Annotated in this window: 18 protein-coding genes; 5 read left to right on the top strand and 13 right to left on the bottom strand. The window is 72.2% G+C overall.

Annotated features, from left to right (window positions below; genetic code table 11):
• From ACTWPW_RS52905 to ACTWPW_RS52845, 13 genes are all read right to left on the bottom strand, one after another.
• Positions 1–469 (bottom strand): acetyl-CoA carboxylase biotin carboxyl carrier protein (locus ACTWPW_RS52905; RefSeq protein ID WP_443173388.1); only part of this gene is annotated, 469 nt, incomplete at its 3' end.
• 17 nt (positions 470–486) lie between these two features.
• Positions 487–2,160, bottom strand: coding sequence for an acetyl-CoA carboxylase carboxyltransferase subunit alpha (locus ACTWPW_RS52900; protein WP_375108787.1), 1,674 nt, complete (start codon positions 2,158–2,160; stop codon positions 487–489).
• Positions 2,157–2,552, bottom strand: coding sequence for a hypothetical protein (locus ACTWPW_RS52895; RefSeq protein ID WP_375108788.1), 396 nt, complete (start codon positions 2,550–2,552; stop codon positions 2,157–2,159). Before ACTWPW_RS52895 ends, ACTWPW_RS52900 begins: the two co-directional genes overlap by 4 nt.
• A gap of 22 nt (positions 2,553–2,574) precedes the next feature.
• Complete coding sequence (locus ACTWPW_RS52890) at positions 2,575–2,883, bottom strand: antibiotic biosynthesis monooxygenase family protein (RefSeq protein ID WP_375108789.1); 309 nt, start codon at positions 2,881–2,883, stop codon at positions 2,575–2,577.
• Positions 2,880–3,206, bottom strand: coding sequence for an antibiotic biosynthesis monooxygenase family protein (locus ACTWPW_RS52885; protein ID WP_364123249.1), 327 nt, complete (start codon positions 3,204–3,206; stop codon positions 2,880–2,882). Before ACTWPW_RS52885 ends, ACTWPW_RS52890 begins: the two co-directional genes overlap by 4 nt.
• A 2-nt stretch (positions 3,207–3,208) precedes the next feature.
• A complete protein-coding gene (locus ACTWPW_RS52880) occupies positions 3,209–3,961 on the bottom strand; it encodes an SDR family NAD(P)-dependent oxidoreductase (RefSeq protein ID WP_364123247.1) in 753 nt (250 codons plus the stop codon).
• A 10-nt stretch (positions 3,962–3,971) separates the two neighbouring features.
• Positions 3,972–4,430: an anthrone oxygenase family protein gene (locus ACTWPW_RS52875; RefSeq protein ID WP_375108790.1), complete on the bottom strand. Its 459-nt coding sequence runs from the start codon at positions 4,428–4,430 to the stop codon at positions 3,972–3,974.
• A 29-nt stretch (positions 4,431–4,459) separates the two neighbouring features.
• Entirely contained in the window at positions 4,460–4,942 is a 483-nt protein-coding gene (locus tag ACTWPW_RS52870) for an SRPBCC family protein (RefSeq protein ID WP_375108791.1), read from the bottom strand.
• Between the two features lies 1 nt (position 4,943).
• Positions 4,944–5,192, bottom strand: coding sequence for an acyl carrier protein (locus ACTWPW_RS52865; RefSeq protein WP_375108792.1), 249 nt, complete (start codon positions 5,190–5,192; stop codon positions 4,944–4,946).
• Between the two features lie 37 nt (positions 5,193–5,229).
• Positions 5,230–6,432, bottom strand: a complete 1,203-nt coding sequence (locus ACTWPW_RS52860; RefSeq protein WP_375108793.1) for a ketosynthase chain-length factor — start codon at positions 6,430–6,432, stop codon at positions 5,230–5,232.
• Positions 6,429–7,700, bottom strand: coding sequence for a beta-ketoacyl-[acyl-carrier-protein] synthase family protein (locus tag ACTWPW_RS52855; protein ID WP_364123238.1), 1,272 nt, complete (start codon positions 7,698–7,700; stop codon positions 6,429–6,431). Before ACTWPW_RS52855 ends, ACTWPW_RS52860 begins: the two co-directional genes overlap by 4 nt.
• Complete coding sequence (locus tag ACTWPW_RS52850; RefSeq protein WP_375108794.1) at positions 7,697–8,143, bottom strand: cupin domain-containing protein; 447 nt, start codon at positions 8,141–8,143, stop codon at positions 7,697–7,699. Before ACTWPW_RS52850 ends, ACTWPW_RS52855 begins: the two co-directional genes overlap by 4 nt.
• Before the next feature lie 4 nt (positions 8,144–8,147).
• Complete coding sequence (locus ACTWPW_RS52845; RefSeq protein WP_364123234.1) at positions 8,148–8,468, bottom strand: TcmI family type II polyketide cyclase; 321 nt, start codon at positions 8,466–8,468, stop codon at positions 8,148–8,150.
• Positions 8,469–8,732: 264 nt separating this feature from the next.
• Between ACTWPW_RS52845 and ACTWPW_RS52840 the strand changes: the two genes are divergently transcribed.
• From ACTWPW_RS52840 to ACTWPW_RS52820, 5 genes are all read left to right on the top strand, one after another.
• A complete protein-coding gene (locus tag ACTWPW_RS52840) occupies positions 8,733–9,188 on the top strand; it encodes an anthrone oxygenase family protein (protein WP_443173387.1) in 456 nt (151 codons plus the stop codon).
• A gap of 90 nt (positions 9,189–9,278) precedes the next feature.
• Entirely contained in the window at positions 9,279–10,016 is a 738-nt protein-coding gene (locus ACTWPW_RS52835; protein ID WP_375108796.1) for an SDR family NAD(P)-dependent oxidoreductase, read from the top strand.
• 21 nt (positions 10,017–10,037) lie between these two features.
• Positions 10,038–10,448 (top strand): SchA/CurD-like domain-containing protein, encoded by a 411-nt coding sequence (locus ACTWPW_RS52830; RefSeq protein ID WP_375108797.1) that lies wholly within the window; start codon positions 10,038–10,040, stop codon positions 10,446–10,448.
• Positions 10,445–11,323, top strand: coding sequence for an NAD(P)-dependent oxidoreductase (locus tag ACTWPW_RS52825; RefSeq protein WP_375108798.1), 879 nt, complete (start codon positions 10,445–10,447; stop codon positions 11,321–11,323). The genes ACTWPW_RS52830 and ACTWPW_RS52825 overlap by 4 nt, the downstream gene beginning before the upstream one ends.
• Positions 11,320–12,789, top strand: a complete 1,470-nt coding sequence (locus ACTWPW_RS52820; protein WP_375108799.1) for a peptide MFS transporter — start codon at positions 11,320–11,322, stop codon at positions 12,787–12,789. Before ACTWPW_RS52825 ends, ACTWPW_RS52820 begins: the two co-directional genes overlap by 4 nt.
• Positions 12,790–12,845 lie beyond the last annotated feature (56 nt).

The raw sequence follows: 12,845 nt of genomic DNA, 5'->3' as shown, positions 1-12,845 counted from the left end.
CGACCGGGGTCGCGTCGGCGACCAGCACCTCGACGACCTCTCCCGAGCAGTCCGCCTCGATGGGGTTCATCATCTTCAGCGCCTCGACGATGCCTATCTGCTGGCCCTTCTCGACCCGGCCGCCCGCCGCGACGAACGGCTTCGCGCCGGGCTCGGGCGCGTGATAGAAGGTGCCGACGATCGGCGAGCGGATGAAGAGCAGGTTCTCGTCGACCGGCGCCGCCACGGCCGCCGCCTCGACGGCGACCGTGACGGGGCCGGCCGAGAACGTGCCGGCCACGGGGCCCACCACCGGGCCGGCCGCCGGGCGGGGCTCGTCGGTCACCCACTCCAGCTCGACGTCGGCGTCCCCGGAGTGGACCTTGATCCGCCTGAGCCGGGGCGAGGCGTTCTTCATGAGCTCGATGGCGCTCGCCCGGACCACGTCCAGCTCGGAACCGTCGTCCGGCCGTCTCTCCCTCTTGGCCACGGTATTCCTACCTTCACTCAGTGATTCGACCCGAAATTCCGGAAGCGCCGCCGGCGGTCCCGGATCAGTTCCTGGGACGTCATGGGCATGAGCTCGTTCAGCGTCGCCGCCAGCGCGTGACGCAGGGAGTCCGCCGCTTCGACGTGACCGGCCTGCGTGCCGCCCGCCGGCTCCGGGACGACCCCGTCCACGATCCCGAGGCGCAGCAGCTCCCGCGCCTGCAGCCGCAGCGCCTCCGCGGCGACCGGGGCGGCCCCCGCGTCGTGCCACAGGATCGAGGCGCAGCCTTCGGGGCTGATGACCGAGTAGACGGCGTTGGAGCAGGCCAGGACCCGGTTCGCGACGCCGAGCGCGAGAGCGCCGCCGCTGCCGCCCTCGCCGATGACGACCGACACGACCGGCACCGGCAGGCCCGACATGAGACGCAGGTTCTCCGCGATGGCGCCCGCCTGCCCGCGCTCCTCGGCCTCCATGCCGGGGTAGGCGCCGGGCGTGTCGATGAGCGTGATGATCGGCAGGCCCAGCTTGGCGGCCAGCCGCATCAGCCGGGCGGCCTTGCGGTAGCCCTCGGGGCTCGGCATGCCGAAGTTGCGCGCGACCAGCTCGTGCGTGGTGTGCCCCTTCTGGTGGCCCAGGACCACGACCGGCTGCCCGGCGAAGACGCCGATGCCGCCCACGAGGGCCGGGCAGTCGCCCGCCATCCGGTCGCCGTGCAGCTCGACGAACCAGTCGAGGAGGTGGCTGAGGTACTCCAGGGTCGTGGGGCGTGCGACGTCCCTGGCCAGCCGTACGCAGTCCCAGGCCGGCACCTCCGGCAGCCGCGAGAAGTCCTCGATCAGCTCGGTGGCGCCGTCCTCGTCGTACGCCGGCAACCGGTCGGCGCCGCCGCGGTCCTGGACCGACAGCAGCCTGGCCAGCAGCCCGCGCAGCGCGGCCCGCGGCTGGACGTCGTCGATCAGCCCGTGCTCCAGCAGGAACTCCGCGGTCTGGAAACCCGCGGGCAGCCGCTGGCGGATGGTCTGCTCGATGACGCGGGGGCCCGCGAAGCCCATGCGCGCGCCCGGCTCGGCCACGATCACGTCGCCGAGCGAGGCGTAGGAGGCGGCGACGCCCCCGTAGGTGGGGTCGGTGGTCAGCGACAGCGTCAGCACGCCCGCCTCGTCGAGGGCGGCCAGCGCCTGGCTGGTCTTGGCCATCTGCATGAGGGCCAGCGCCCCCTCCTGCATGCGGGCGCCGCCCGAGGACGACACGACGAGCAGCGGGACGCGCTCGCGGAGCGCGACCTCGGCCGCGCCCGCGATCCGCTCCCCCACCGCGACGCCGAGGCTGCCGCCCATGAACCTGAAGTCCATCGCGGCGACGACCACGGGCCGGCCGTCGACCGTCCCTCTCACGCACACGACGGCGTCGTCCATGCCGGTCCGCGCCCGGCCGTCCATCAGCCGCCACGCGTACGGCTTGCCGTCGCTGAACTCCAGCGGATCCACGGCCACCGGGCCACAGGGGATGGGCCCGGCCGAGCCGGGATCGAGGAGCTGCCGGAGCCGCTCGTCCGCGGACAGCCGCGTGTGGTGCCCGCAGTCCGGGCACACGCCGAGCCGTGACTCCAGGCGCCGGTTGTAGATCAGGCCGCGGCAGGCCGGGCAGGTCGACCAGCCGGTCGCGGCCTCCTCGGTGGACAGGTCGGTCATGACTCTCCTCGTGTCATGAAGATCTCCTCGAGCTCCGCCCGCAGGGCGCGCTCGGCGGCCTTCGGCGGGGTGAGGGGAGTGAGCCGTTCCGGATGGCCGGGCGGCGTCGCCGGCGGGCCGGCGGGGCCCTGGTCCGGGCCCTGATCCGGGCCCCGGTCCAGGGCCCGGTCGGGCCCACGGTCGGACCCATCGCCGGGCCCACGGCCGGGCCCACGATCGGGCCCCGCCGAACGCGGGGCCCCGTCCTGGTGCGTCCCGGCCTCGTGCGGCTCGTCCTGGTGGGTCACGGGGAACGGGAGCACCCACTGGTAGCGGCCGCAGGCGACCAGGGCCCGGCCGAGACCGCGCAGCACGGCCCGCAGCAGGCGTCCGGCCTGATTCCGGTCGTTCATCGTGCTCACGCTCCCCACGCGGTCAGTACGCCGCCACAACCTCGTAGATGCCGTAGTGCCGATCCCCGCTGCGGTCCTGGAAGGGCCGCAGCGGGGAGGTGGCGTTGCGGTGCGCCGCGCCTTCCTCCCACGCCTTGAAGTCGGCCATGCTCTCCCACTCCGACAGCACCGCGAAGCCGGTCGAGTCCAGCGCCGAACGCAACAGCTCGTTCTTCAGCAGGCCGGGCGTGTCGGCCAGCCGCCGGCTGATCTCGTGGTAGGCGTCCTCGATCGCCCCGGGCCCCGCCTCGGGCACGGCCAAGTAGACGATCACCCTGGCGCGTCCCTTCATCGGGCCACCGCCTGGCCGCCCATCAGGCTGTACACGGTGCTCATGATGGTCATCGAGCCGCCCGACCGGTACGGGTGCAGCTTCATCCGGTGCTCCACGTGCTGGTCGCTGCGCTCGAACTCGCGGAAGCTCGGCTCGTCGACCCAGTCGCTGACGATGTAGTAGACCCGCTCCTCCGACTCGCTGTGGTAGAGCCACTGCCCGAGGTTGGCGGGGTGCCCGGTGACGCCGGTGCCGATGGCCAGCCAGGCCTGCTCGAACTCCTTCTCCATGCCCTGCTTGATCTCCGCGCGCAGCATCACGCGGAACGGGTTCGCGGTCATGGTCAGATCCCTCCGTCGACGTTGATGTTCTCGCCCGTGATGTAGGCGGACCGGTCGCTGAGCAGGAAGAGCACGGCCTCGGCGATGTCCTGCGGGCGGCCGAAGCGGCCCATGGCGATGATGTCGGCGTAGCGCTCCTCGTACGCGCGGCGCTGCTCGGGGGAGAGCTTGGCCGCCGCCTCCGGGGTCTCGATCATGCCGGGGGAGACGAGGTTGACGCGGATGCCGGACGGGCCGAGCTCCTTGGTGAGCCCGCGGACGAGGCCGATGAGGGCCGACTTCGCCGCGGTGTAGTGGGAGCGCAGCGGGATGCCCACCGTGGCCACGCGGGAGCCGATCGCCACCACGGAGCTGCCCTCGGACAGCAGCGGCAGGGCCCGGTTGATGACGAGGTAGGCGGCGGTCAGCGAGGTGTCCACCACCCGGTGCCACTCGTCGAGCGGCAGCTGGCCGAAGGGGACGTGGCTGATGACGCCGGCGTTGTGCACGATGCCGTGCAGCGCGCCGTACCCGTCGCGCACCCCGGCCACCAGCTGCTCGACCTCGGCGGGGACGGTGACGTCGGCCCGGACGAGCTGGTGGTCGCCGGGGATGTTCTTGAGCTCGCCGGCGAGGTGCTCGATGTGCTCGCCCTCCTGCCGGTAGCAGGAGACGACGTTGGCTCCGGCCCGCGCCACGCCGAGGGTGATCTCGCGGCCGATCCCGCGGCTCCCCCCGGTGACGAGGACCGTCTTTCCTGACAGTTGCTGGCTCATGATGACTCCTTCACAGGACGGAGGCGGCGGCGATGTTGAGCGCGAACCCCGCGCACGACAGGACCGTGCGCAGGAGGTTCCAGTTCCGCCAGCGCGACCTCGGGTCGAGGCGCTCGAAGTCCTCGGGCAGCGACTCGGGGTCGATGGACTTGACCCACCGGTTGATGGGCACCTGCTTGACGATCGAGATGCCCATCACGCAGCAGAGGGTGACGGCCGTGACAGCGAACATGACCTGCGCGACCCGGTCCGGCGCGGTGGCCGCCAGCACGACGTCGGCGACGACGGTGAGGCCGAAGCAGATCGGCATGAACGGGTCGTAGCGGTCCCACAGATAGCGGTGGGAGTACACGTACCTGTCCGCGGGGAACGTCTCCATCAGGGGAATGATCCCGAGCGCGGTGGACAACAGGATTCCGGCCGCGAGGCCGCTGCCCAGCAGGGCCAGCGGCACCAGGGCGTCGATCATCTGCGCTCACTCCCCTTCTCGTGGCGGGCTCAGGCGGCGGTGCCGGCCGCGTCGTGGGCGCCGGCGACCTGCCGTTCGATGACCTCTTTGATGTGCCGCATCTCGTTGCGGGTCTGCTCGTTGAGGTGCCGGGCGGCGCCCTCGTTGTCGACCGGGGCGCTCGGCTTCATCTCGAACTGCTGGATCCAGCGCAGCCGGGTGCCGCCGTCGACCTCGTGGTACTCCCAGAAGAGGTGCATGAACTCCAGGAGCGGCCCGGTCTCGATGCGCTTGGCGTGCACGGTGCGGGTGACCGGGTCGGTCCTGCGCTCGGAGACCCAGCTCCACACCGTGCCGTCGGGCTCGGGGTGCATGGTCAGCCGGAAGCGCACGCGGTCGCCGTCGCGCTCCAGGATGTCGACGCGCTCGTACTCGCTGAACAGCGTGGGCCACGACTCCAGGTCGTTGGTCATCTCCCAGACCACGTCGACCGGCGCGGCGATCACGATCTCGTTGTCGGTCCTGCCGGGCATGTCAGGCCGCCAGCCGCTGGTTGACGTAGTCGAGGATGTTCCGGGGCGTCGTCATCTCCTCGATCGCCTCGTCCGGGATCGGCAGCTGGTGCGCCTGCTGGATGCGGGTGGCGATCTCCAGCACGGCCAGCGAGTCGAAGCCCAGGTGGTCGAGCCCGATGTCGAGGATCTCGCCGTCGAGCTCCTTCGCCGACTCGGCGTCGACCTGGATCATGATCGTCTTGAGCTGGTCCAGGGTGAGCAGGCTCATCTCTTTCCTCCAGATGGTGTCGGTGCGTGTTACGTGGTCAGCCGGCGGTGACGACCGCGGCGGCGTTGAACCCGCCGTAGCCGCGGGCCACCACCAGGGCGGTCCGCAGCCGGGCCTCCCGCGGCTCGCCGCAGACGAGGTCGAGGTCGTGGGCGGGCAGCGGTTCCGCCACGTTGACGGTCGGGGGGATCACCTGGTCGCGGATCGCCAGCAGGGCCGTGGCCAGGTCCAGTGCGGCGCCGCCCGCGTACAGGCGGCCCGTCATGGTCTTGGGGGCGGTGACCGGCACCCGGCGCGGGCCGAAGACCTCGCGCAGTGCGGCCGCCTCGGCCGCGTCGAGCTCCGGCACGCCGTAGGCGTCGGCGAGGACCACGTCCACGCCGTCGGGCGTCACCATGGCGTCGGCCAGCGCCGACTCGATGGCCCTGCGCAGGGCGGGCGGCCTGGGCGAGCCCGGCGGCGGGTCGAACGTGGCCGCGTAGCCCGCGATCCGGCCGTACGGCCGGCGCGCCGCGGTCGCGGCGTCCTCGACGATGAGGATCGCCCCGCCCTCCCCCGGCACGTAGCCGCAGGCCTCGGCCGAGAACGGCACGTACGCCGTGGTGGGGTCGTCGCGGCGGCTGAGCAGCCGGGTGGCGATCTGCGCGGTGAGCCCCGCCGGGGACAGCGAGGCGTCGGTGCCGCCGGTGACGACCAGCCGGGTGCCGAGGCGCACCTGCCTGCGGGCGTGGCCGACCGCGTCGAGCCCGCCGGCCTGCTCGGTCGCGATCACGCCGCAGGGTCCGCGCATGCCGTGCCGGATGGACAGCTGTCCGGTGGTGGCCGCGTAGAACCAGGCCACCGACATGTACGCGCCGACGTACAGCGGGCCCTTGGCCCACAGCTTCTGCAGCTCCCGCTGGCCGAACACGGTGCCGCCCGAGGAGTTCGCGGTGATCACCGACATCGCGTACTCGGGCAGCTCGGCGGGGTCGGCGCCGGCGTCGGCCAGCGCCTCGTCGGTGGCGGCGAGCGCCAGGTGGGTCATGTGGTCGGTCTGCGCGCGCAGCCGCTTGGGCACGCGCTCCACCGGGTCGAAGCCCTTGACCTCGCCGGCCAGCCGTACGGGGAAGCCGGAGACGTCGTAGGCCGAGATCACGTCGATGCCGCTCTTGCCGGCCAGCGTGGCCGCCCAGTAGTCCTCGGTGCCGAGGCCGTTGGGCGCCATCACGCCGATGCCGGTGACCACCGCCGCGCTCATGCCGCCACCTTGTGCGGAGCGGTGATCGTCACCGCGGTCTGGAAGCCGCCGAAGCCGCTGCCGATGCTGAGCACCACGTCCGTGCTGTGCTCGCGCGCCTCGACCGGCACGTAGTCCAGGTCGCACTCCTCGTCGAAGTTCGTCAGGTTCGCCGTGGGCGGGACCACGTCGTTCTCGATCGCCAGGACGCTGGCGGCGATCTCGATGGCGCCGATCGCGCCCAGGGAGTGGCCGATCATGGACTTGATGGAGCTCATCGGCACCTGGTACGCCCGCTCGCCCAGGCTCTCCTTCACCGCGGCGGTCTCGTGCCGGTCGTTCTGCTTCGTCCCCGAGCCGTGGGCGTTGACGTAGTCCACGTCCCCGGGCGTCAGGCCGGCGTTGCGCAGAGCCACCCGGATGGCCTCGGCCATCTCCCGGCCGTCCTCCTTCAGGCCCGTCATGTGGAAGGCGTTGGCCCGGCTGGCGTACGAGGCGATGGCGGCCCGCGTCCTGGCGCCGCGGCGCCTGGCGTGGTCGGCCTCCTCCAGCACGAACACGGCCGAGCCCTCGCCCAGGACGATGCCGTTGCGCTCCCTGTCGAAGGGGCGGCAGGCGGTGGCGGGGTCGTCGTTGCGCGGCGTGGTGGCCTTCAGCGCGTCGAAGCAGGCCACGGTGATCGGCGAGACGGGGGCCTCGGCCGCGCCGGTGACGACGACGTCCGCGGTGCCCTCCTCGATGAGCTGCAGGGCGTACCCGACCGCGTCCAGGCCCGACGTGCAGCCGGTCGAGATCAGGGTCGTCGGACCCTCGGCGCCGGCCGCCCAGGCGATCTCGGTGACGATCGAGCTCGGGACCATGAAGTTGTAGCTGTGCGGGACGGCGTACGACCAGTCGGTCAGCCAGCGCCGGCCGCCGTCGCTGACGACCACGTACTCCTGCTCCATCATCGTCGTGTTGCCGACCGCGTTGCCGATGCTGACGGCCACCCGGCCCGGGTCCAGCTCGCCGAGGGCGAGCCCGCTGTCGGCCAGGGCGTCGCGCGCGGCGACCACGCCGAGCTGCGCGGCCCGGTCCATGCGGCGGACCTCCTGCGGGGTCAGGCCCCGCGCGGCCGGGTCGAAGTCGCACTCCGCGGCCACCTGGCACCTGAACCCCGTGGCGTCGAAGAGGGAGATGCTCCTGGTGGCCGTGCGGCCGTGGGAGAGCATGTCCCAGAAGGCCGCGGTGTCGCCCCCGCCGGGGGCGATCACCGACATGCCGGTGATGACGGCCCGGCGACGTCTCATGACGGCCCGCCCGCGGCCACCGGCCCGCCGACGTTCGGTGGCGGGCCCTCCTCCAGCAGCGGCTCGGTGTCGACGTGGCCGAGGTCGGGGCGGGGCGCCAGGGGCCCGTTGTGGAAGACCACCTTCGCCGGCACCTCGCCGTTGTTCTCGAAGCGGTGCCTGACCCCCTTGGGGATCAGCAGGCCGTCGTCGGCCCGCAGCTGGACGTGGCTCTCGCCGTCGATCCGGGCGGTCAGCGTCCCGCTGACGACGTAGATGAACTCCTCCGAGTAGGGGTGGTGGTGCTCGATCACGAACTCGCCGGGCTGGAGCACGCCCACCCCCATGAACCCGGAGGTCGAGCCGGCCGAGCGCGGGCTGAGCAGCAGCTGGATCCGGCCGCCCCGCCGGTGGTCCACCGGTACGTCCCGCAACGACACTTTCCTGGGCGTCGACGTGGACATCGGGTCACTTCCCTTCCCACAGGTAGAACTGCTCGGCCATCGAGTCCTTCGGCTCCCGCCAGGACGGCAGGTACGGGCTCATGTACTTGGCGAGCCTGGTGTTGACGTCCTGGAACAACGGGTGCTCCCGGTGGGCGTAGAGCCGCTCCGTCGGATCGCCGTCCGCCTCGGTGAGGTGGAAGTAGAGTCCGTTGAACCTGAACAACGACCTGGCGCGGATGCCGATCAGCTCCGGGAGTTCGGTGGCGTCGGAATCGCGGAAGATCTCGGCCACCGCGTCGGAATCGGCCGGGTCCATACGCGCCACGATGAGCGTTCTGTGCATGTGCGACTCCCCGTCTAAGGGTTTACTGAGCTGGGTCTACTGCGGCTGGGTCTCATGGACCGGCTGCGACCAATGCACGGATGCTGACAAGGGCCCCTCGGGGGCTCATCGAGAACCGCTCGACTCCCGGCCGCCACCCGATCGACTCCGTCGAGCGAGCTCCGAGCCGCCCACGAGCCGCCGGTGTCACCTTCGAGCAGCCCGCGGTGCGCGTCTTCGGCGCGGCCCGCGGTACGCGTCGGAGAGCGAAAGGTCGGTGCGCCCGTGAACGAGATCCTGAGCGTGCTCGCCCTGCTGGGCAGCGGGACGACGGCGGGCGTGATGTTCGCCGTGGCGATCAGCATGGTCCCCGCCCTCGGTGCGATGCCCGTGCCCCGGTACGTCGAGGCGCACCAGCTCCTCGGCCGGAACTGGGACCCCACCATGCCGATCATCGTCATCACGACCACGCTGGCCGGCCTGGCGCTGGTGCCGTTCTCGGGCGACCCGGCGCGCACGGTGCTGCACGCGGCGGCCGCGGTGCTGATGCTCGGCGTCGCCGGAGTCTCCCACCTGCTGAACGTCCCCCTGAACCGGGCCGTCAAGGCGCTCGGTCCGGGCAGCTCCATCCCGCCGGGATGGGTCGATCCCCGGCCCACCTGGCGCGGTTACCACCTGGTCCGGACGGCGCTCGCGGGCGCGGCCTTCGCGCTCAACGCGACCGCCGTCGTGCTCGTGTGACCACGATCGCGCTCATGCGGCACGACCGCGGTCGTGCTCGTGTGACGTGCCGGACCCCTTCGACGGTCATCCCCTGAGACGGAGGCACTCGTGAATCTCGACCTGAACAACCGCAGGGTCCTGGTGACCGGCGGCACCCGCGGCGTCGGCCGCGCCATCTCCCTGGCCCTGGCAGGCGCCGGCGCGAACGTGGTCGCCTGCCACCGCACCGACGAGGAGTCCGCCGCCGAGCTCGGCAGACAGCTCAAGCAGCTCGGCGGCGACCACCACGTGGTGCGCGCCGACGTCACCGTGCCCGCCGACGTGGCGGCGCTCGCCGACCACGTACGCACCGTGTACGGCGGGCTCGACGTCGTCGTCAACAACGCCGGCGTGGACTCGATGGCCCCGCTCGCCGTGCTGGAGGGCGAGGAGTGGCGGCGGGTCCTCGACACCGACCTGACCTCCGCCTTCCTGGTCACCCAGACCATGCTGCCGCTGCTCGGCGAGGGCGCGTCGGTCATCATGATCGGCAGCGCCGCCGCCGAGCGCGGGGTGGCCATGCGCGCCCACTACGGCGCGGCCAAGGCCGGGCTCGCCGGGTTCACCCGCTCGCTGGTGAAGGAGCTGGGCGAGCGCCGGATCAGGGTGAACGTCGTCGCGCCCGGCATCGTCGAGACCGAACCCGGCGCGGGGCTGCCCGAGGAGCTGTTCCAGCGCTTCACCGGCCTGACCCCGCTCGGCCGACTGGCCCGGCCGGACGACGTGGCGGGCGCCGTGCTGTTCCTCGCCGCGGACCTGTCGCGGTTCGTCAACGGCGTCACCATCGCCGTCGACGGCGGTATCTGAACCCTTGGAGTGAGGTAACCCATGACTTTCGCCGCGATCACCTACAAGATCAAGCCCGGGCACGAGGACGAGATCGCGCAGATCTTCGCCGAGTTCCAGCGGGCCGACTCGCCCATCCTGCACGACGAGGAGGGCGAGGAGACCGGCGTGATCCTCGCCACCGGCCTGTTCATCTCGGGCGACCGGATGTTCCGGGTCATCCAGTACGAGGGCCGGCTCGACGACGTCGCCAGGCACATGGCCGTGCAGGACGGCGTGCGCGAGGCGGAGCGCAGGCTCCAGCCGTACCTGGCCGAGCCGCGCGACACCGAGACCGTCGAGGGCTTCATGAAGTACTTCGGCAACAGCACCATGCGCTGCATCCAGGAGCTCGGCGTGCCCACCGAGATGCTCAAGGACATCCCCGAGCACCTGCTGCGGAGGCAGCCGTGAAGCGCCTGGCCTTCCTGGGGCTCGGCGGCATGGGGGCGGGCATGGCGCTGCGGCTGCTCGACTGCGGCCACGACCTGGTCGTCCACAACCGGACGCCGGAGAAGGCGGCGCCCGTCGCCGCGGCGGGCGGCGTGATAGCCGCCAGTCCCGCCGGGGCGGTGGCCGGCGCCGACGCCGTCGTGGTGAGCCTGGCCGACCAGGCCGCCGTGGAGCGGGTGGTCCTCGGCGACGCGCTGGCGGCGCTGCGGCCGGGCGCCTACGTGATCGACACCTCCACCCTGTCGCCGGCCTTCTCCCGGACCGTGACCGAGCGGCTCGCCGCGGCCGGCGTGCGCCGGGTGGAGGCGTGCGTGCTCGGCAATCCCGCCCAGGCCAGGGAGGGGCTGCTGCGCGTGCTCGCCGCGGGCCCGGCGGCAGACGTCGACGCCGTGGAGCCCGTGCTGGAGTCGCTGGGCCACCAGGTCGTCCGGGTGGGCGACACGGGGTCGGCCGCCGTCATGAAGCTGGCGTTCAACCTGCTGATCGGCGCGCAGGTGGCCTCGCTCGCCGAGGCCGTGGCCCTGGGCGTCGGCGCCGGGCTGGACCGCGGGGAACTGCTGACCGCGATCAAGGAGAGCGGCTTCAGCTCCCTGGTCATGGGCTTCCGCGCGGACATCATGCAGCGGCGCGACTACGTGCCCGCGGCCTTCCGTACCCGGCTGATGGCCAAGGACCTGCGCTTCGCCCTCGACGAGGCGGAGCGGGCCGGCCTGGCGCTGCCGGTGACCCGGCGGGCGGCCGAGCGGTTCGAGCAGGTGATCGGCGCGGGCGACGGCGAGGCCGACGCGGCCGTCCTGGTCGAGCATCCGCAGTTGATCACCCAGGTGATCACATGACCACGTCGGTGGAGGCGAGCCGGCCGGCGGAGCCCGGGTGGCTGTTCGGGCAGCCCCGCTGGTTCGGCACGCTGTTCATGGTGGACATGTGGGAGCGGTTCAGCTTCTACGGGATGCGCGCCATCCTCATCCTCTATCTGGTGGCCCCGGCCGAGCGCGGCGGCCTGGGCGTGCCCGTCGGCACCGCGGCCGCCCTGTTCGGGCTCTACATGTCCACGGTCTTCCTGGCCGCGCTGCCCGGCGGCTGGATCTCCGACCGGCTGCTCGGTCCCCGCCGCACCGTGCTCGTGGGGGCGGTCACGATCGCCGCCGGTCACTACGCGATGGCGGTGCCGTCCGTGCCGTTCGTCTACGCGGGGCTGACGCTCATCGCGGCCGGCACCGGGCTGCTCAAGCCCAGCATGGGCGCCATGGTCAGCCACCTGTATCCGCACGACACCGGCAAGCGGGACGCGGCCTGGTCGGTCTTCTACATGAGCATCCAGGTCAGCGCCCTGCTGGCGCCGCTCGTCACCGGGTTCCTCGGCGAGCGGGTCGACTGGCACCTCGGCTTCGCCGCGGCCGGCGTCGGCATGACGTTCGGGGTCGTCCAGTACGTCCTGGGCCTGCGGCACTTCGCCGACCTCGGCGCGCGGCCGCCGCGGCCGATGAGCGCGGCGGAGCTGCGGCCGGTGCTGGTCAGGACGGGCGTGATCGGCGGCGCGGCCGTCGTGCTGTTCGGCGTGGACGTGCTGGCGGGCACCTTCACCGTCGAGCACCTCCTGGCGCTCGTCGGGATCACCGTCGTGATCGTCCCGATCCTCTACTACCGCTCGATCCTGCGCGATCGCGGGCTGCTCCCCGAGGAGCGGCGGCGGGTGAAGGCGTTCCTGTGGTTGCTGCTGGCCTCCGCCGTGTTCTGGATGCCGTACGACCAGGGCGGCTCGCTGCTCAACCTGTTCGCCGAGCGCAGCACCGACCGGGTGCTGTTCGACTTCGAGTTGCCCGCGAGCTGGTTCCAGTCGCTGCACCCCGGCTTCATCCTGCTGCTGGCGCCGCTGTACGCGTGGTTCTGGGTGCGCAAGGGACAGCACATCGGCACCTCGGCGAAGTTCGCGGTCGGCCTGCTCATGATGGGGGCGAGCTTCGTCGTCATGGCGTTCGCGGCGCTCGGCGCGGCGGGCGGCGCGAAGGTGTCGATGACGTTCCTGGTGGTGGTCTACCTGCTGCAGGTGGCCGGGGAGCTCGCGCTGGCCCCTCCGGGGATGAGCGCGCTGTCCCAGGCCGCGCCGCGGGCGTACGTCAGCCAGATGATGGGGGTCTGGTGGTTGTTCGCGGCGCTCGGGGTCGGGCTCGGCGGGCAGCTCGCCCGGATCAGCACGGTCATCCCGCAGCCGGTGTACTTCGCGGGCCTGGGCGGTCTCGTCCTGGTCGTCGGCCTGGCCGTGTCGCTGGGCGCCCGCAGGATCGACCGCGGCCTGCGCTGAGCCCGTCACCCGCGGGTCCCGGATCGCAAGGTCCTGGGACCCGCGGCTTTCGCGTG

The organism is Nonomuraea sp. KM90 (assembly GCF_052246675.1).
Taxonomy (GTDB): Bacteria; Actinomycetota; Actinomycetes; order Streptosporangiales; family Streptosporangiaceae; genus Nonomuraea.
Note: the sequence above shows the minus strand (reverse complement) of the source record. Positions and strands in the feature narration are given on the sequence as shown.